Origin of the sequence: Chitinophaga sancti (assembly GCF_034087045.1) — a bacterium.
Classification (GTDB): Bacteria; Bacteroidota; Bacteroidia; order Chitinophagales; family Chitinophagaceae; genus Chitinophaga; species Chitinophaga sancti_B.
This window is the reverse complement of sequence record NZ_CP139247.1, coordinates 7,979,703-8,000,897: the sequence shown is the minus strand read 5'-3', so window position 1 is coordinate 8,000,897 and position 21,195 is coordinate 7,979,703. Positions and strand designations below refer to the sequence as shown.

Here is a 21,195-nt window from a genome sequence, read left to right as displayed (position 1 = left end):
TTTTGGGCCCGATTATATATTTTTTCTTTAAATAGCTATGAATTATTGAATTTTTTTTGTTTGTTTATAGTATCAACTACTTCTCTCAGCCAAAATTGTCGATATTATTAAAAAAACAAATACATACAGTGAAGCTGATTGTATTGCCCTATTAATAAAGGACGATCAGGATGCGTACGAAGTTATATACAATGAATACTGGCCCCGGTTATTTGCTTATGTGTACAACAGATTGAAATCTAAGGAAGTGACCGAAGAGATTATTCAGGAAGTATTTTTTTCCCTCTGGAACCGCCGCGCAGAATTGACGCTCACCCATTCTCTCAATGCTTATTTATTTACCGCCGTCAAATACCAGTTGTTTAATTACATGAAGGCTGACAAGGTACGGAGAGACTATGCCAGCAGTTATGCACATTTTGTGGGTGCAGACCATAGTAATGAACAATACATAGAATATACAGACCTGGTGAATGCTGTAGAAAAGGAAGTATCGCGCCTTCCTGAAAAATGCCAGCAGGTATACCGGATGAGCCGGAACGAGCACCGGTCTATACAGGAAATTGCCACTACCCTCAACATTTCGCACAAGACTGTGGAAAACCACCTGACAAGGGCCTTGAAGCACCTGCGTATCGCCTTCAGGGAATATTTCTGGCTGTTTTAAAAAAATATTTTGATTGTCATTAGGTGTTTGCCCATTCTCAGTTTACTTACTATATAGAAAACAGGTTTGATGAATAGTAAGGATTTCAAACATATTCTAGATCAATATACCGCCGGTCAGCCAAATGAGCAGCTGGAAGCATGGCTGGATGCCATGGAAGATAAAACGGCATTTGACAGTTTGTCGCCCGAAGAGTTGCAGGCTTCAAAAGATGCGACGTTCAGGCGATTGCAGCATCGTATTGAACACAAACGACCTGTATTTTATTTATACAAAGTTGCTGCTGCAGTGGCTTTACTGATTGTAGCAGGGTATATTTTCAAAACGACTTTGCTCAACCTGGTAGCACCACATCGTAAAACCTATGCTACCAGTGTAGAAGGGAAGATTACAAAACAGATCTTATCTGATGGCACTATTGTGTGGTTAAAAGGAGAAAGCAAACTGGTGTTTCCTGTAAAATTTGGTGGCCCTGAAAGAGCGGTAACATTAGATGGAGAAGCCCTGTTTGAAGTAACGAAAGATGTCAATCATCCTTTCCTCATTTATTGCGGATCGTTGACTACGAAAGTATTAGGAACAAGTTTTAATATAAAGAAAACCGGGCAGCAGGTAGCCATCTCTGTGCTCACCGGTGCTGTATCTCTCAATGGTGAAAACATATTAATTGAACATGAAAACGCTGTGTATTCTGAAGCACAGGCCACTGTGACGAAAGGTCACGCCACCAGAGAAGCAGTACATGAATTGACAAAAGGAACAGAATACGACATGGCATTCAATGACGCCAGCATGGAAGAGGTGATTCAACGTATAGAAAAGAAATTTGAAATAGATATACAAACCAACGACACTACTATCGCCAACAGTCTGTTCACAGCAGACTTGACAGACCAGTCTTTAAACACAACGATGGAGATGATTAGTCAGGCACTCAACCTGGAAGTGACAATCAAAGGGAGGACCGTTTTAATGGAACCAAAAAAATAAGTCGTCATGAACTATCAACCGGAATCAGGAAGTATCACACAAAAAATCAATTGCCTATGACAGTAGCTTCACTAATACTACAACTTCAACTTCAACAGTACAGGATGTAATCCCTGTTTTAAAAAATGATGCCCCTGCATGCACTACGCGCAATCGTGGTCAGGGAATGCTTTGCCTTAATCAACCAGAAATCTACAAAGTAATTCGTCTATGAGTGTAAAAGCTTTTATCACCAGAGGCCTGCGGATGACGCTGCTCGTCTGTCTCTGCGGGAAGATGGTCTATGCCCAGAGTATTCTAAACAGAAAGATCTCGCTGCAGGCGGATGATGTAAGTCTGCGCAATGTGCTCAGCCAGATCAAAAACAAAGCTGATGTAAAATTCGTATACAGCTCCAATCACATTGCCATGGACACGAAAGTGAGTGCCCGGGCAAAGAATGAGGAATTGGGGAGCGTACTCAATAAGGTATTGGGACAGCTGGATATTAAATATGTGGTGAATGACGGGTTTATTATTTTAAAAGATCGCAGTGAACAAAATGTTATTACCGCAGCTCCAATAATAGCAACGGATACCGTCATCAGGGGAAAGGTGTTGAGTGAAAACGGTGAACCTTTTCCTGGTACTACCATTGTGGAAAAAGGAACCAGCAACGGTGTTACTTCCGGCGGTGATGGCTCCTTCACACTGAAAGTAAAATCAGGCGCCATACTGGTAGTGACTGCTATTGGGTATCATGTGATGGAAATACCAGTGGGAGATGCCAGTACAATTCAACTGAAAGCAGCGGTGAAACAACTGCATGATGTAGTGGTAACCGCAGCCGGTATCGCCCGTCAGAAGAATAGTCTGGGGTATTCAGTAAGTACTGTCTCTTCAGATAAGTTAGCTCAGAAATCAGAACCTGATCCGGTGCGTGCCCTGCAAGGGAAAGTAGCAGGGGTGAATATTCAATCAGCAGGTGGTGTAGCGGGTGGTGGTACCAATATCACTATTCGTGGCAACTCTTCGCTGAATGGAAATAACCAGCCACTCTTTGTAGTAGATGGGGTGCCTTTTGATAACAGTACGTTTGCAAGTGTAGGCGCATCTACCGTAGGTGGTGTTGGTGTCACCAACCGCGCCTTTGACCTGGATCCGAATAATATACAGAGTATGACGGTACTGAAAGGTGCTGCTGCTGCGGCGTTGTATGGTTCGAGAGCTGCGAATGGTGCGATCATCATTACTACAAAAGCAGGTAAGAAGAAAACACGCAAAGGAACAGAGATCACTTATAATGCCGGTTATTCTTTTGAACAGGTAGCTGGTTTACCAGCGTATCAGACTAAATATGGTCAGGGTACGAATAATGATTATCGTCAGGGGGTATATGCTTCCTGGGGACAACCTTTTGAAGGTGTGGAAAGCATGTTGCCTACCCGCTCTACTATTCCACATCAGCTGACCAGACAGTTTACTTCGGCCGTGTTTCCTGAGTTTTATGAAGCAGATGGTACTACACCGATACAGGTGCCTTACCGTTCGTATGCGAAACAAAATGCGAAGAACTTTTTCCGTACCGGGAATGTATTTGAGAATGCAATCTCTATTTCATCAGGTACAGAAAGAGGCAACTTTACTGCCGGTTTTTCTAACACTGATAACAAAGGTGTGGTGCCTGAAAATGAGATCAAACGTACCTCTGTGAATATTGGTGGTAATATCAAACTTGAAAATAAATTCTATGCAAGTGGTTCCATCAACTATGTGACCACCCGCCAGAAGACCCCGCCAGTAGGTGGTCTTACAGGGTCTATTATGTCAACACTGATGTATGTGCCTACAAGTTATGACCTCACCCGCTATCCCTATGAAAACCCTGTTGATGGTAGTAATGTGTATGATTATACAGGTGTCGATAACCCTTACTGGTCTGTAAAACATAGCCCGAATACCAGTGATGTAGACAGGTACTATGGTAACCTGATTGTTGGTTTCGATCCGTTCACCTGGCTCAACGTTCAAAATACAATCGGTTTCAATGCATATACTGATCGGAGAATGAGCGTGAGAGGGAAAGGTTCATCTTCTTATTCCGCAGGTAGTATCACTACTGATAATATCTACAGACAGGAACTGGATAATACCTTATTATTAACAGCCACTCATTCTGTGACGTCCGATATATCTGTTCGTGCGATTTTGGGTAATAACGTGAACCAGCGTTTTACTGACCGGAAAGCATTTTATGGCGATAACATCATTGTGGCAGATCTGCATGATATTAACAATACCAGTTCCATCACAGGTGTACAACTTACTAATAACAGGAACCTGCTGAAGCAAAGGTATTATGCCTTCTTCACGGATATCACCTTCGATTATAAGAATTATTTATCCCTGAACCTTGTAGGCCGAAACGATATCTCTTCTACGCTGCCTGCTAACAACCGTAGTTACTTTTATGGTGGTGTGAATGGATCACTTGTGTTTACAGAAGCTTTTCAGGTACCCAAAGATGTGTTGAACTTTGGTAAGGTAAGAGCAGGTTATACCCGTGTAGGTAACGAGGCCTCGCCTTATCAAACGGCTGCTTTCTACCAGATTAATGCCATCCTTGGTGGCGCATCCAGCCCTTCGAATGTAGGTTTGCCATTCACACCTGCTGGTGGTAGTACTTATAATATTGTAACGCAGTCCAACCTGCTTACGAATGCGAACCTGAAACCAGAGTTCATTACAGAACTGGAAGTGGGTACAGAGTTACAATTCTTCAATAACCGCATCGGTATTGATTTCACATTCTACAACAAGCGCAGTACTTCACAGATCTTTGAAGTAACGGCTGCGCCTTCTTCTGGTTACACCACGCAGATCCTCAATTTGGGTGAGGCGACTAATAAGGGCGTGGAAATTGGTTTCAATGCATCGCCGATTCAAAAGAAGAATGGTTTCAACTGGGATATCAATGCCAACTTTACCCGTAACAGAAACATGATCAAAAACCTGGGTGGTTATGAGAAGTTCAGTTATGGTGGTACGAATGGTACCAGCAGTGTACACATCGTAGGTAATCCATATGGTTTGATACAGGGTACAGCTTATGCACGTGATGATGAGAACAATATACTGATAGATCCAAGTACAGGTAAACCATTGGTATCTGGTTCACTGAAAGCTATTGGTAATCCGAATCCTGATTTCATCGTGGGGATTACGAACACCTTCCGCTTTAAAAACATCTCGCTGAATATTCAGTTCGACTGGAAACAGGGTGGACAAATGTACTCCAATACAGTGGGTCAGATGATGTCGCGTGGTGTGACAAGAGATACAGAGAAGCGTGAATTTCAGCTTGTGTCGCCGGGGGTACTGGGTGATGCAAATACCCTCACCGCCCTGCGGGATGAGAATGGGAATAAGATCAAAAACAATGTGGCCATGTCTTACGAAGACCACTTCTTTAACGGTGGTATGGGGCCTGGTGGTGTGATGGAAGGTTCCATCTTCGATGCCACGGTGTTCAGATTAAGAGAAATAGGGCTTGCATATGAACTGCCTAAGAGCTTCCTGGGTAAAACACCTTTTGGCTCTGCCAGCATTTCTGTAACAGGTCGTAACCTGTGGTACAATGCGCCTAACTTCCCTAAGTACAGCAATTTCGATCCTGAGGTAAGTTCTTTGGGTGTAGGTAACTCACAGGGGTATGATAACCTCTCAGTTCCTACTACTAAAAGATTTGGTGTCAATTTAAGGTGCTCATTCTAATTGTATGATTATGCAGTCAAAAACGCTTTTGTATACTTTTCTCATAGCAGGGCTTTGTTCCTGTAAGAAGTTTGTAGATATCAATACAGACCCGAATAACCCGACCACTGCACAGCGCTCCCTGTTACTGCCGTCTACCGAAGTATCGATGGCTGCCAACATGTATGAGCTGAATAGTGGTACGGAAACCTTTATACAACATACTGTCTTCTCTTCAGATCTGGGTCGTTACCAGCAGCAGGGCACCAGTTTTGATGAGCCATGGAATGGTTTTTATAGCCAGACGCTGAATGATCTGGAAGCTATCATTACTAGTGGTACAGCGGAAAATGACTGGGGATATGTTGCTATAGCCAAGCTTGAAAAGGCTTATCTGGTAAGTCTGATGGTAGATATGTGGGGAGATATTCCTTACTCTGAAGCTGAGAATGGACAAACCAATGTAAGTCCTGCATTTGATAAGGGAGCCGATATTTATGAAAGCGTACTCACGCTGATACAGGATGCGATTGCCGATGCGAATAAAGTAACCACTACTACACTGGTACCTGCATCAGCAGATATGATGTACAGTGGAACAAAGACTTCCTGGCTGGCGATGGCGCACTCCCTGCAATTGAAGTTGTACAACCAGATCAGGTTGGTGGATGCTACCCGTTCTGCCACTGCTATCAAGGCATTGGTGACAGATTCTACTTTGATCAATAGCAATACCCTGGATTATACTTTTAAGTTCGGTCCTTTGCAGAACCCGAACAACAGGCATCCATGGCATCGTTCAGAATATCAATCCAGCAAAACGTTCTACATGAACCAGGCGTTTATTGACCTGCTGTTTAATAACGATGATCCAAGGTTACGTTATTTTATCTTCAGACAGAATGCTACAGCTGGGTTGAATAACTCTACCAACAGCAATGGGTATTACGGGCGTAATCCGGGTGATGGTACAGCTGCACCTGCGGATCTGAATCGTCGTTCTACATTTGGGATCTATCCGGCTGGTGGTTTGTACGATGCGACTCCTATCAATAATCTTCCATCAACGAATGTATACCTGACCAATACCGATGCTACAGGTAGTGTAAAAGTGGTGGCTTCTACAGATGGTACAGGATCAGGTATCATACCATTGATAACAAATGCGATGGTGAAATTTATCCGTGCAGAAGCTTCGCTCACGCTGGGTACAGGTGAGGATGCCCGTCAGAATTTTGCAGATGGTATCACGGCAAATCTGAATAGTGTAAGCACCTTCAGTTCTACAAGAGGAGGTGTGACCATGTCAACCGCCACCATCACAGGTTATGTGAACAAGCAATTAGCTGCCTATGATGCAGCGGATGATGCGGGTAAGTTATCGCTGGTGATGACACAAAAATACATAGCGACTTATGGCAATGGTATGGAGACATATAATGATTACCGTAGAACAGCATTACCTGTATTGCGCACGCCATTGTCGCCACTCAATACTTTCCCGCTGCGGCTGTATTATTCACAGACAGAGTTGAGTGCTAACACCAGCCTGGGGGATGATGTGAGCAGTCTGCAGGTAGCGCAGCAATTTACGCCGGTGTTCTGGGATAAATAAGATACTTATCAACCAAATTATTATTTATGAAGCCAATATTCATTCTTTCAATACTAATGATCTGTGTGGGTGCCTGTAAGAAAGCACACTATGAGTGGGAAGATTATCAATATACCGGGGTGCCGATTGTAACCATAGATACCACTAAATCAGCATTGCCAACCCGTCAGGCAGGGAAGGTCGTTTTCTTCAACAAGAAGGATGTTAACCTGGCATCGCAGCAGTTTTCATTTACATTGGAATGGGCAGGGTTCAATAAGGTAACGGTCACTTCAATTGAAGTATACAACAGTTACAACAAAGCAGAGAGCAGTGTGCCCGCTTATCCTTTGGTGATCTCTTCGCCGGGTAACCAATATACCAATATAGCACAGTTTCCGCTGCCCAGTATAGTAGGGACGAATGACCATTTGTACGAAACTGTTATAGAATTCCCAAAAACTTTTAACTTCACAGCAGCGGAATTAGCTGCACTAAATAATGTTGACCTTAGTGCAGTGGCTGTCAACGATTATTTTCTTTTCAAATTCATTGTAAACCTGTCCGATGGCAGGAGGGTTGTGACCTTCTATAATAATATCTGTGATGAATCCCGTGGCGAACCGGGTGACTGTCGGGTTGGAGTAAGATTTAAAAACCAGTAAGAAATGAGAAAAATAATATTGACGGCTGCACTGTTGCATACGGTGATGACCATGTATGCACAGGACCGCAAAGGAGTGGCAGATAAGAAATACGTAACCGAAATCAAATCGCTTGCAGAGAAACCATCGGTGAAAAAAGCCTTTCAGACGATTGTGGAGATGGAACCACAGACGGCGGCTAATCACATTTTACTGACAGAAATACCTGCACCTCCCTACCAGGAGGAGGTGAGGGCAAAGCAATATGCGGCTATGCTGAAAGCAGCGGGTGCGGATAGTGTATGGACAGATCATGTGGGGAATGTAATTGCATTGCGAAAAGGCAAAGATGGTAAGAAGACAGTGGTACTCGAAGGCCATATGGATACCGTATTCCCTGAAGGCACTGATACTAAAGTCAAACATAGAGGCGATACGCTGGCAGCACCGGGTATTGCTGATGATACAAGGGCATTGTCCGTTGTACTGACAGTGTTGACCGCTATGGAAAAGACGGGTATTGAAACCAGTGCCAATGTGCTATTCATCGGCACTGTAGGTGAAGAAGGTCAGGGTGATCTGAGAGGTGTAAAGAACCTGTTCGGCGGCAAAGGTCCCGGAAAGATAGATAGTTACATCGCCATAGATGGCTGGAATAGCGAAACCATTACACACAGAGGTTTAGGTTCACACCGTTATCGTGTTACCTTCAAAGGTCCGGGTGGTCATTCCTCCGGTTCCTTTGGCTTGGGAAACCCACACAATGCACTGGGTCGTGCCATTGCCTACTGGTGTGTAGCTGCTGATTCACTTACACAGGCACCGGGTTTACGACTTACTTACAATGTGGGCGTGATAGGTGGTGGTACATCGGTGAACTCTATTCCATTTGAATCATGGATGGAGGTGGACATGCGATCAGAGAGCCCGGAGCGTGTGGAAAACTGTGATAAATTATTGCATGCAGCCGTCGCCCGCGCACTGGCAGAAGAGAATAAAATGAAGAAATCAGGTGCCGATCTCACCGTCGATATGAAACTGATCGGCGATCGTCCATCAGGTGTGGGTGATACTACACAGCTATTGATACAGCATATGATGGCCGTCGTAACTTATATGGGAGGCACTCCTTCACTGAGGGTAGGTTCCACCAATTCCAATATTCCTATATCCAAAGGCGTACCCGCTATTACCATTGGTTCCGGTGGTGTAGGTGGCAATGCACATGCACTCTCTGAATGGTGGGTGAATGATAACGGATATAAGGGCATCCAGCAGGCACTATTGATCTTATTGGCGGAAGCCGGTATAGCAAAATAACAAAGGCTTATGACTAGAACATTCTACGGCATGCTGATGGTGCTCACGCTCTCTACGACCACAGCATGGGCACAACAGCAAATCCCTTCTCCGAAAGAACATTTTGGATTCAATATCGGAGATGATTACCAACTGGCTAACTACACACAAACGGAAGCTTATTTCAAAAAACTATCAGCCAGCAACAGAACGAAACTGGTAGATATTGGTCTTACAGAAGAAGGCCGGCACCAGTACATGCTCATCGTCTCTGCACCTGAAAACATCCAGCAACTGGAAAAGTACAAAACCATTTCCCAGCAACTGGCACATGCCGAAGGTCTCACCGATGACCAGGCAAAAGCACTGGCTGCAACCGGTAAAGCGGTGGTATGGATAGATGGTGGTTTACATGCAACGGAAGTAGTCGGTTCTCATCAGCTCATAGAAAGTATGTACCAGTTAGTGTCGCGTACAGATGAGGAAACGATGAACATCCTGCAAAATGTGATCATCCTCTTTACGCACGCCAATCCTGATGGACAGGAACTGGTAGCTAACTGGTATATGCGTACGGAAGATCCAAAGAAGCGGGCCATGAACATTCCAAGATTGTATGAGAAGTATGTAGGCCATGATAACAACCGCGACTTTTATATGATGAATATGAAAGAGAGCCAGAACATCAGCAGACAACTGTTCGTAGAATGGATACCGCAGATTATGTACAACCATCACCAGCGTGGACCTGCAGGTTCTGTACTGGCAGGACCTCCGTATCGTGATCCTTTCAATTATGTATTTGATCCGCTCATTGTAACAAGTATTGATGCAGTGGGTGCGGCTATGAATAACCGTTTGAATGTAGAGAATAAACCGGGGTATACACAACGTGGTGGATCTCAGTTTTCCACCTGGTGGAATGGTGGTTTGCGTACAGCGCCCTACTTCCATAACATGGTGGGTTTGCTGACGGAGATCATTGGTGGGCCTACACCTGAGACTGTGCCACTGGCGCCGGACAGGTTGATTCCAAATGGTGCAACACCCAACCCGGTTGTGCCACAGGAATGGCATTTCCGGCAGTCAATAGATTATTCCGTTTCGCTGAACTATGCGGTATTGGATTATGCTGCGAAATATAGAAGTACGCTGCTGTACAACATCTATCATATGGGTAAGAATGCGATTGACAGGGGGAATGAGGATCACTGGACATTCTATCCACGCCTGGTAGATAGTATTAAGCTGGCGGCATCTAAAAAAGACACCACTAAAAAAGACACCAATAAAAAAGAAGAAGGTGGTGGAGACCTTTCACTTGGAAAAGAAGATACCATAAAGAATAACTTCTTTGCTGCTTATTTTAAAAATCCCATTTACAGGGATGCGAGGGCTTATATCATTCCTGCAGACCAGGAAGATTTTCCAACAGCGGTAAAGTTCATCAATGCACTGAGTCGTGCAGGTGTGACTATTCACAAAGCAACTGCAGGTTTTACTATAGGAGGGAAGCAATATCCAGCGGGTTCTTATGTAGTAAAAGCAGCACAGGCGTTTCGTCCGCATGTATTGGATATGTTTGAACCACAGGATCACCCGAATGATTTTCAGTATCCGGGAGGTCCTCCTATCAGACCTTACGATGCGGCGGGTTGGACACTGGCTTTTCAGATGGGGGTGAAATTCGATCGGATACTGGATGGAATAAATGCGCCATTGGCACAATTACCTTATGGGCAGATAGAATCACCGGCATCAAAGACATTACCTGCTACGAAGAAAGGATATTACCTGAACCCATCCGGTAATAATGTATTCATTGCCGTGAATGATCTGCTGAATGCCGGTGTAAAAGTATCCCGAATATCTTCAGGTATTTTCTACGTACCTGTATCTTCAAAATCTACAGAGATATTAACAAAAGCAACTACCGAATTGGGTATAATAGTTACTGCTGCTGATGTAGCACCTACGGGATTAAAGGCTGTAGCACCTGCACGGATTGCCATCTGGAATACTTATGGAGGCTCTATTCCTGCCGGTTGGATGCAATGGCTGATGGAGCAATATCATTATAAGTGTACCATGATTTATTCACAGGAAATTGATAAAGGAGACCTGCGTAAAAAATATGACATCATCTTATTTGCCACCGGCGCTATTCCTGATACAGGCAAACCAAAGAGAGATAGTTACTGGTTTGGTAAGTTGCCTAAGCCAGAAGAGTTGTCTGCTGAATTCAAACCATGGTTAGGTCGTATTACTGCTGATACTTCTGTTCCCCAGTTGAAGAAATTCCTGGAAGCGGGTGGTAATATTGTTACGATTGGTACCAGCACGAATCTGGCCTATCATTTAAAACTGCCAGTGAAAAATGCACTCATCGATCCTAAAACAAATAAGACATTAACTGGTAGTAAACTATACATACCGGGTAGCTTATTGATTGCAGATGTAGATACGACGGCTGCTGAAAATGCAGGTATGCATGCAAAGACAGATGTGTATTTTGATCGTAGTCCTGTGTTCAACATCAGTGGTGATGTAAAGAAGCTGATGTGGTATTCAACTGCCACTCCGTTGCACAGTGGATGGGCATGGGGACAGAGTTACCTGAAAGATGGTGTGGCTGCATTCGTAGCACCTGTAGGTAGTGGAAAATTGTATGCTTTTGGTCCGGAGATCACTTTCCGTGGGCAATCACATAGCACCTTTAAGTTACTATTCAACCAATTGTATAAATAATGAAGAAAGTAATATTGTCCCTGCTTTTTTGTGCACCGGCATTTGTCTGTGCACAGAAAGCAAATAAAGATAAAACGGCGATCATTGCAGCATTGGATGCGCAGGCACCAACGTATACAACGATAGCGCAAAAGATCTGGGGGTTTGCAGAAGTAGGTTACCAGGAGGTAAAGAGTTCTGCATTGCTGCAGGAGAAACTGACAGCGGAAGGGTTTACAGTGAAAGCAGGTATTGCAGGTATTCCAACGGCCTTCATCGCTACTTATGGAAGTGGTGAACCCGTAATTGGGATTCTTGCAGAGTTTGATGCACTGCCTGGATTATCGCAGGAAGCTAACCCTGAAAAGAAGGCGATTGTACCTGAAGGGGCAGGGCATGGGTGTGGACATAACCTGTTTGGTACTGCATCTGTAGCTGCTGCAATAGCTGTGAAAGACTGGATGAAAGCTAGTGGTGGCAAAGGTACCTTAAGAGTGTATGGTTGCCCGGCAGAAGAAGGTGGTTCAGGTAAAGTGTATATGGTAAGAGCTGGTTTATTCAATGATGTAAGTGCTGTGTTGCACTGGCATCCGGGCAATGATAACTCTGCGGGTTTAGCCCCGTGGTTAGCTAATAAAAATGCAAAGTTTAGATTTTATGGTATCGCTTCTCACGCTGCAGGTGCGCCTGAAAAGGGAAGGTCTGCACTGGATGCGGTAGAGGCGATGGATTATATGGTGAATATGATGCGTGAGCATGTACAACAGGATACCCGTATTCACTATGTGATCACTAAAGGTGGTGATGCGCCGAATGTAGTGCCTGCTTTTGCGGAAGTATACTACTACGTACGTCATCCGGATATGCAGGTTGTAAAAGATACCTGGGACAGACTGGTGAAATGTGCAGAAGGTGCAGCATTGGGAACAGGTACTACCATGAAATATGAAATCATTGGTGGTGTGTATAACATGATGCCGAATGAAACACTGTCTCACATGATGGATAAGAACCTGCACCTGGTGGGTGGATTTAAATATACTGCTGAAGAAAAGGAATTTGGTAAGAAGATTCAATCTTCATTTATCGATCAGAAGAACATTCCTGATATGGATAGTGCTTCTATGAAAGTACAGCCTTTCACGATTGTAAAAGAGGGCGGTATCGGTTCTTCTGACGTAGCAGATGTAAGCTGGGTGACACCTACAGCAGGTATGAGCGCGGCAACTTTTGTAGCAGGTTCCGGTGGACATAGCTGGCAGAACGTGGCCGCTGCTGGTTCCAGCATTGGTGCGAAAGGAATGATGGTAGCTGCCAAAACAATAGCACTCACTGCCTATGACCTGTTCAATAATCCTGCGGCAGTTACGTCTGCACAGGCAGAACTGAAAGAGCGCAGAGGAAAAGATTTCAAGTACGAAGCCATGCTGGGCGATAGAGCTCCGGCACTGGATTACAGGAAGAAATAAAATAGTTGTATGAAACAGTTATTGTCCGTCATCATATTATTTTGCGCCACTACTTTGTATGGGCAAACCGTACCTTCTCCCAAAGAACATTTTGGTTTTAATATGGGAGATGATTACAAGCTGGCAAATTATACACAGACAGCCGGGTATTTTCAGAAGCTGGCATCCAGTCCGCGTGTAAAACTGGTGGATATTGGATTGACTGAAGAAGGCAGGCATCAGTATATGCTCGTTATTTCTTCACCTGAAAATATCCAGCAATTAGAAAAGTACAAAAAGATCTCACAGCAACTGGCACGTGCAGAAGGTATCAGTGAAATACAGGCAAGAGCGATGGCTGCTGCTGGTAAGGCTGTGGTATGGATAGATGGTGGATTGCATGCAACAGAGGTGGTGGGTTCTCATCAGTTGATCGAAACGGCGTATCAACTCATCAGCAGAAATGATGATGAAACAAAACGTATCCTGGATAATGTGATTGTATTGATGACGCACGCCAACCCGGATGGACAGGAGCTGGTGGCTAACTGGTACATGCGTAATACTGATACGCTGAAGCGTACTACAGACCAGGTGCCTGTGTTGTATCAAAAGTATATCGGTCACGATAATAACCGTGACTTTTATATGATGAACATGAGCGAAAGTGTAAATATGGGTAAGCAACTGTTCCTGGAATGGATGCCCCAGATCATGTATAATCATCACCAACGCGGTCCGGAAGGCTCTGTATTAGCAGGGCCTCCATACCGCGATCCGTTCAACTATGTATTCGATCCTTTGATGATTACGGGTATCGATGCATTGGGTGCGGCAATGTACAATCGCCTGAATGTGGAAGATAAACCGGGGTATACCAGATTGAATGGTTCCAGTTTCTCCACCTGGTATAATGGTGGATTACGTACTACCACACAGTTTCACAATATGATCGGGTTGCTTACTGAGATCATTGGGAACCCAACACCAGAAAAAGTACCTGTGGTACCAAAGCGTTTAATTCCGAATGGTGCTACACCGAATCCGGTATTGCCACAGGATGTATGGCACTTCCGTCAGTCAATCGATTATTCCGTATCGTTGAATTATTCTGTGCTGGATTATGCTGCCAGACAGCGTGATGAAGTGTTGTACAACATTTATAAGATGGGTAAGAATGCAATAGATCGTGGTAACAGGGATAACTGGACTTTATCTCCTAAAGGTGCGAATGCTATTACGGCTGCTTATAAAAAAGATAAGAATGATACCACTAGAGATGATGGTAGTGATCCTTATGGCTGGATGAAGCGTGGGAATAACATTCCGATGTCTTACTACGATGCGGTATATAAGAATCCTGCTACACGTGATCCAAGAGGGTATATCATTTCAGCGGATCAGGCAGATTTTCCGACTGCTGTAAAGTTTATTAATGCACTGATTAAAACCGGAATCAGTGTACAGAAAGCAACTACAGCCTTTACGATAGAAGGAAAACAATATCCTGGTGGGTCCTATATTGTTCGTACAAATCAGGCGTTTCGCCCGCATGTACTGGATATGTTTGAACCACAGGATCATCCAAATGATTTTCAGTATCCGGGAGGTCCTCCTATTCATCCTTATGATGCTGCAGGGTGGACGTTGGCTTACCAGATGGGTGTGCAGTTTGACAGGATACTGAATGATTTTAGTGGTCCTTTTGCACAGTTGCCATATGGTGAATTGCAGGAGGTGAAAGCAGGAACATTGCCAGTAGGCAAAGCGGGTTATTTACTAAGTGGAAAACAGAATGATGTATTTACAATCGTTAACAAATTGCTGAACGTAGGGGTAGAAGTGTATAGAACAAAGACGGGCGATTTCTATGTAAGCAATAAGAAAGCAGCAGTAGATATATTAGGTAGTGCATCCATCAATATAAAGCCCTTAAGCAAAAAGCCTGCTGATCTGGAATCAGTAAAACCTGCACGTATTGCATTGTGGGATAGTTACGGTGGTTCTATTCCTTCTGGTTGGGTAAGATGGTTATTAGAACAATACCACTTCCCATTCAAAGTGATCTATGCAAAAGACATAGACAAAGGCAACCTGAAAAAAGACTATGATGTCATAGTATTTGTAACAAGAGCCATCCCACCTGTTTCAGGAGAAGAATCAAACCGTTATGGTTTTGCACAAAAAGCGCCTTCACCAAATGAAATTCCTGAGCAATATCGTGGCATGCTTGGTAAGATCACCAAAGACACATCCATCCCTCAGTTAAAGGCCTTCCTGGAAGCAGGGGGTAATATTGTTACCATTGGTACCAGTACGAACCTCGCTTATCATTTAGGCTTACCTGTGAAAAATGCACTGGTAGAAAATGGAAAGCCATTGCCGGGTACGAAGTACTTTATACCGGGTAGTATATTAAAGGCTCAATTTGATAGTACACTAATGGCGGCATATGGTATGCCTGCAACTGGTGACATCAATTTTGATAACAGCCCTGTTTTTAAAATTGATGCAGGTGCAAAAGATGTAAAACCCATAGCCTGGTTTACTTCGGAAACGCCACTTCATAGTGGATGGGCCTGGGGACAAGCTTACCTAAAAGGCGGTGTAGCAGCGTTTTGCGCACCAGTTGGTAAAGGAATGTTTTATGCCTATGGACCGGAAGTCACCTTCAGGGGACAGTCGCACGGCACGTTTAAATTATTATTCAACACACTATATCAGGAAGGGGGGCAATAAGCCCCCTTTTTTTTGTACCAAAAATTCCACCTATATTTCCGTACTATTCAACAGTACACATGAAAAAGCCTATCCTTCTGCTGTTACTGCTGGTGTACACCGGTAGTATCGCATTGGCACAAAAAGCACCATCACGTGGCGCCGACACGACCTTATTCGGCGACAATAACCAACCAACAAGAAGTGATTACCTGGCCGGGTTTGAAAAAGTTTTTCAGACCATGAACAAAGTACCACTGGTTACGAGTTCTTTTACCCATCTCCCGGACATCCAGTCCCAGCTGAAAGATGCGGATTCTGTGCTGGAAATACTGAAAGACCGTTTTTCCGGCAATGACAGGAGTCTCAATATCCGAAACCTCCAGATGTACCAGTCTTTATTGGAAGAACTGAACAATACCATGGGAGAATTCGGAAAGACACTAAATGGTTATGACCAGAAACTGGATGAGGTCAAAAAGGAAATCCGGGACCTCCGCAAGGATACCCTGATGCGTGGTTTGTTCAAGGACACTGTACTCAGAGCCACCTTTACGCCACAACTACAAACCTTACGGACCAAGTTCAAAAGAGCCGATAGTCTGGTAAAATCTAATACCGCTATCCTCAATGACCTGAAGGCAAGAGTCTCTACCAATGCTATTACCATCGAAGAATTGGGGTATCAGACAGAAGAGGCCCTGAAGACAGCCGGTGGCCGTGCATTTACCAAAGAACGTCTCTACCTGTGGGAGCCCGTTTCCGAGCTGGGGCTAAGACCTCCTCCCGGTGGTTTTAAGAAGTCTGTGAATGCGGAGCAAAAACTGGCAGGTTACTACTTCAAGAATACCCGCAGCAAGCGTTTCCTGTTATTGATAATAGGCATTGTATTCTTTGGTTGGATCAATTTTAACTTCCGGAGTCTGAAGAAATTAAATAAGCTCAGTGCGATCAAGGAGTTTGATTTCAAATATGTCAAAGCCTTACCATGGCTTATGACGTTTGTACTGATCCTGAACCTGGCGCCGTTATTTGATCACAATGCACCGGCTATTTATATAGAGATGACACAGTTTTTCCTGATGGTGTTGTTGACACCTGTCTTCTATAAATTACTACCCCGGCAGATCTTTATGGGTTGGGGTTTATTTATGCTCTTATTCCTCTTCCTGCCTATCATCAGGGTATTAGGATTACCCTTGCGCCTTATGCGGCATGCGAATGTGGTGCATGATGTGGTAGCTATTGTAATTGGGTTATTATTTATACAGATCCGCAGTTTCCGCAAAGAATATCGTTTGATGTGGTGGGCGGTGATATTGTATACCTTCCTGAATGTGCTGGCAGTATTAATGAACCTGTTTGGTCGTGTGACGTTGTCCCAGATCTTTAGTTCTACAGCTGTATATGCACTGGCACAGGCAGCGGGTCTCATCATTTTTGTACAATTAACGATCGAGGCGTTTCTCCTGCAAATACAAGGTAGTCGTATCCGTAAGCGTTATCCTGAGCACTTCGATGTGGCAGATATCAAGAAATCCCTCTTCCGGTTTATATCTGTGCTGGCGGTGTTGATTTGGGCGATTGTATTCAGCACCAACCTGAATATATATGATACATTCAACAATGGCCTGAAGGGGGTGTTCCAGACTTCTGTTGTCATTGGCAGTAGTTCCTTTACAATTGGCGGGGTAGTATTGTTCCTGGGTATTATCTGGGTGGCGAATTTCCTACAGAAGTACATTGCCTATTTCTTTGGGGATATCGGTGACGATGCCGCCTTTGACGATAAGGGGCAGCGTTCCAGATTGCTGGTGACCAGGCTGATATTGCTGGTGCTGGCTTTCCTGCTGGCAATCAGTGCATCAGGTTTACCTGTTGATAAGATTACTGTGATCCTGGGTGCTTTGGGTGTGGGTATTGGTCTGGGTTTACAGAGCATCGTCAACAACTTCGTATCCGGTATCATCCTGATCTTTGACCGCCCACTCCGTATTGGTGATATGGTGGAGATTGGTAGTAACAAAGGTCGTGTGAAAGAGATTGGGATCCGCAGTAGTACCCTGCTTACCGAAAATGGGGCAGAGGTGATATTGCCAAACGGGGATGTGCTGTCGAAAGAAATTACCAACTGGACCCTGAGTAATAACAATGCCCGCATCAATTTCAATTATAAGGTAGCCAGGCTGGAAGATCCAGAGAAAGTGAAGCAGGAATTGAAAGAGCTGATCATAACCAATGAGCAGGTGTTGGGGAGAAGAGAGGTTGAGATTATTATAAATCTCGTCAGTGCGGGTGCTATGACTATAAGGATTGCTTTCTGGTGCAGAGATATCATGAAAGTGACTGTGGTAGAGGCAGAGATCAACAATGCCATATACAATTATTTTGAGCAGAAGGGTATTGTGACCCAGTAAAAAAAATGTTAAAAAAGAAAAGCCCGGTACTCCTTATGGAGTCCGGGCTTTTTTTTCATCCTATATTCGTAACGACTTAACCTCTTATGCAAAAAATTACCTTATTACTGTTATTGAGCATTTGGATGGGACAATCTGCCATAGCACAGGCAAACAAGGATACGGCGGATGCCAGGTATAAAGCAGCCATTGCAATGATGGAAGACGGAAAACCAGCGGCAGCAATACCATTGCTCGAAGAAGCGATTAAACTGAACCCGGATGAATGGAGTTATTATTACGAGATTGCGTACTCGAAATACATGCAGCAGGATTATAGTGCTGCGATCGATATTACCAAAAAGCTGACAAAGCGGAAGGATATCAACAGCAGTGTGTACCAGCTGTTAGGCAATGCCTATGACCTGACCGGCAAGCGGGATAAGGCCCTCGATGCCTATGAGAAAGGATTGAAGGCATTTCCGGATGCAGGTAATCTGTACCTGGAACGGGGTGTGATGGAGATTGGTGTCAAGGATTATAATAAAGCATTGGGTTATTTTGAAAAGGGGATCGAGGTGGATCCAATGTTTCCTTCCAATTATTACTGGGCGTCCAAAATCTTTCTGAGTACACAGGAGGAGGTATGGGGTATGATATATGGAGAGATCTTTTTGAACCTGGAACGTGGGTCCAAACGGACGGACGAGATTAGTAAGCAGTTGTACCTGACGTATAAAGGGGAAATTCAGTTTAAAGACGATACATCGGTGACGGTGAGCTTTTGCAAGCAGAATGTGATGGCAATTTCTCCGGATGGCAAGTACAACCTGCCTTTTGGGGTGATGGTGTATGAACCTGTATTGCTGCTGTCCGTGGCAGGGGAGAAGATTATAAATTTACCTTCTTTAAACAGGATCAGGACCCGGTTTGTGGAAAACTACCAGAATATGCCCTTTGCGAAAAAGACACCGGTAGTCTTGTTTGACTATGAGCAGCAGGTAAAAGATGCGGGTTTCATGGAGGAATATAACTACTGGATCCTGGCGGAAGGAGATGATAAGCAGTTTGAAGAATGGAGAGGGGAACATAAGAAGGAATGGGAGGATTTTATAGGGTGGTTTAAGAAGAACCCTTTGAAGATTACACAGGAGAATAAGTTTTATAGAGCGAAGTACTAACTTTAGTGTATGACTGAACTGGAAAAATTAGAAACGGCAGTAAGGAATTTTTGCGGTATTGATGAGCAGAGTTTTGCTTTGTCATTACCGTATTGGGAATTGCGGACGTACCAGAAGGGTGAGTATTATAATGAGTACAGGAATGTGTGTAAGCATCTGGGTTTCATTGTGAATGGCGTGTTCCGCACCTATTATGTGAATGCGGAGACCGGGGAGGAGAAGAACATGCTGTTTTATACAACAAACCAGATGGTGACAGCATTTAAGAGCTTTTTGACCCGTCGGCCCTGTAATTTTTATACGGAGAGTATGGTAGAGTCTACCATTTTATATATACATGTCGATCATTTACAGGCATTATATAACCAATCTCATGAGTGGGAGCGGTTTGGGAGGTATATAGCGGAGGTGGCTTTTAACCTGATGATGGAACATACAGAGGATTTTCTCTTTAAGAGTCCGGAAGAGCGATATGTACAGATGGTGGAGCAGCATCCGGATCTGGTGAACCAGGTGCCGTTATATCATATAGCCTCATACCTTGGCATAGCGGGTCCATCATTGAGCAGGATCAGAAAGCGGATGCAGAAAAAAAATTAATATTTTACTTTACCTTTGGAACGCTTTCAAAAGTAGAAAAGAGAACTAGATTGTGGTTAAATTCTTCCGCTCCGGCAACCCTCTAACAGTATTACTGCTGTTAATATATACATTGGTAGTAAAGTGCTATTACCTTCTCCATCCGGCCACTTACCTGGCCGACGGCTCTGAAGGGTTATTATATGACCTGCTGGTAAAATGGCTGAAGGCACTCGTAGGCCCCAGTCCGTTCTTTTTTACCTCCCTGGCTATCATGATCCTGTTATTGCAGGCCTTGCTGATTACTAAGATTGTGAATCACCAGCGTCTCTTTGCCAAGCCGAACTATTTACCTGCCATGGCATACATGCTTTTCACCTCCCTGCTGGAAGGCTGGAATGTATTTTCACCTGCTTTGCTTGTGAACCTCATCATGCTGTGGGTATTCTCTTCCATTACGTTACTATATACCCGCACCTCCGCCAGAGATGTGGTATTTAATATTGGGTTTGCACTTGGTATTTGTGGATTATTCTATTTCCCGGCTATTATATTCTGCCTGCTGTTGTTAATGAGCTTGTTGATAATGAGGCCGTTCCGACTGGCAGAATGGATTATTGCCGTATTGGGACTGGTAGGTCCGCTGTATTTGCTGGGTACTTACCTTTTCCTCACAGACCAATGGGCATTATTCACAAGAATCCCAAGAATTGGTTTTTCAATAGAGCTCATACTGCACTATAAGGTGTGGGGTGCCATCATTTTCAGTGTGGTATTTTTCCTGTTGGGATGGCTGCTATTGCAGCGAAGCCTGAAGAAGATGCTGATCCAGGGCAGGAAGATATGGGGAGTATTGGTAATATATGTGTTCGTAGCCATGCTGATTCCTTTCTTTAATATACATTTCTCTCCAGCTTACTGGGTACTGGCCATATTGCCATTGTCTATCTTCGTCGCCAATGTATATTGGGCTATCCGGAACAATACCATGGCCAATGTAATTCACATTCTAACGGTGGCATATGTGATTGTGATGCAGTGGTTTAGTGCGAATCATTAAAGTCACTCTCAGCAGCTTTTATTTTGAACGGCTATGGAAATGTGCAAACGGCACAGTAATTTTGTGGTTTTTCCGGTACTTTGCGTCCAATGGTCTAGGTCGTAAATATTGGTTAAAATCAATAGGATATATTTAAGACCATAAAATTCAACTATTTAAT

At 44.0% G+C, this 21,195-nt stretch carries 13 protein-coding genes; all 13 read left to right on the top strand.

The features are described 5' to 3' along the window. The first annotated feature begins 220 nt into the window (after nt 1-220). On the top strand, nt 221-667 hold the full coding sequence (locus tag SIO70_RS32055) for an RNA polymerase sigma-70 factor (protein ID WP_320577823.1): 447 nt from the start codon (nt 221-223) through the stop codon (nt 665-667). A gap of 69 nt (nt 668-736) precedes the next feature. Then, entirely contained in the window at nt 737-1,657 is a 921-nt protein-coding gene (locus SIO70_RS32050; RefSeq protein WP_320577821.1) for a FecR family protein, read from the top strand. A gap of 210 nt (nt 1,658-1,867) precedes the next feature. After that, complete coding sequence (locus SIO70_RS32045; RefSeq protein ID WP_320577820.1) at nt 1,868-5,410, top strand: SusC/RagA family TonB-linked outer membrane protein; 3,543 nt, start codon at nt 1,868-1,870, stop codon at nt 5,408-5,410. A gap of 10 nt (nt 5,411-5,420) precedes the next feature. Beyond that, nucleotides 5,421-7,004 (top strand): SusD/RagB family nutrient-binding outer membrane lipoprotein, encoded by a 1,584-nt coding sequence (locus SIO70_RS32040; RefSeq protein ID WP_320577818.1) that lies wholly within the window; start codon nt 5,421-5,423, stop codon nt 7,002-7,004. A gap of 26 nt (nt 7,005-7,030) precedes the next feature. Then, nucleotides 7,031-7,648 (top strand): hypothetical protein, encoded by a 618-nt coding sequence (locus SIO70_RS32035; protein WP_320577816.1) that lies wholly within the window; start codon nt 7,031-7,033, stop codon nt 7,646-7,648. Between the two features lie 3 nt (nt 7,649-7,651). Next, nucleotides 7,652-8,947, top strand: a complete 1,296-nt coding sequence (locus SIO70_RS32030; RefSeq protein WP_320577815.1) for a M20/M25/M40 family metallo-hydrolase — start codon at nt 7,652-7,654, stop codon at nt 8,945-8,947. Between the two features lie 9 nt (nt 8,948-8,956). Continuing rightward, nucleotides 8,957-11,674: a M14 metallopeptidase family protein gene (locus SIO70_RS32025; RefSeq protein ID WP_320577813.1), complete on the top strand. Its 2,718-nt coding sequence runs from the start codon at nt 8,957-8,959 to the stop codon at nt 11,672-11,674. Beyond that, a complete protein-coding gene (locus SIO70_RS32020; RefSeq protein WP_320577810.1) occupies nt 11,674-13,122 on the top strand; it encodes an amidohydrolase in 1,449 nt (482 codons plus the stop codon). Before SIO70_RS32025 ends, SIO70_RS32020 begins: the two co-directional genes overlap by 1 nt. Nucleotides 13,123-13,131: 9 nt before the next feature. After that, complete coding sequence (locus SIO70_RS32015; protein WP_320577808.1) at nt 13,132-15,840, top strand: M14 metallopeptidase family protein; 2,709 nt, start codon at nt 13,132-13,134, stop codon at nt 15,838-15,840. Nucleotides 15,841-15,899: 59 nt separating this feature from the next. Then, the gene (locus tag SIO70_RS32010) at nt 15,900-18,236 is read left to right on the top strand and encodes a mechanosensitive ion channel family protein (RefSeq protein ID WP_320577806.1); all 2,337 of its coding nucleotides are present in this window, start codon (nt 15,900-15,902) and stop codon (nt 18,234-18,236) included. 86 nt (nt 18,237-18,322) lie between these two features. Next, nucleotides 18,323-19,396, top strand: a complete 1,074-nt coding sequence (locus SIO70_RS32005; protein ID WP_320577804.1) for a tetratricopeptide repeat protein — start codon at nt 18,323-18,325, stop codon at nt 19,394-19,396. A gap of 9 nt (nt 19,397-19,405) precedes the next feature. Further along, nucleotides 19,406-19,996 (top strand): Crp/Fnr family transcriptional regulator, encoded by a 591-nt coding sequence (locus SIO70_RS32000; RefSeq protein WP_320577802.1) that lies wholly within the window; start codon nt 19,406-19,408, stop codon nt 19,994-19,996. Nucleotides 19,997-20,048: 52 nt separating this feature from the next. Next, nucleotides 20,049-21,035: a hypothetical protein gene (locus tag SIO70_RS31995; protein ID WP_320577800.1), complete on the top strand. Its 987-nt coding sequence runs from the start codon at nt 20,049-20,051 to the stop codon at nt 21,033-21,035. The last annotated feature ends 160 nt before the right edge of the window (nt 21,036-21,195 follow it).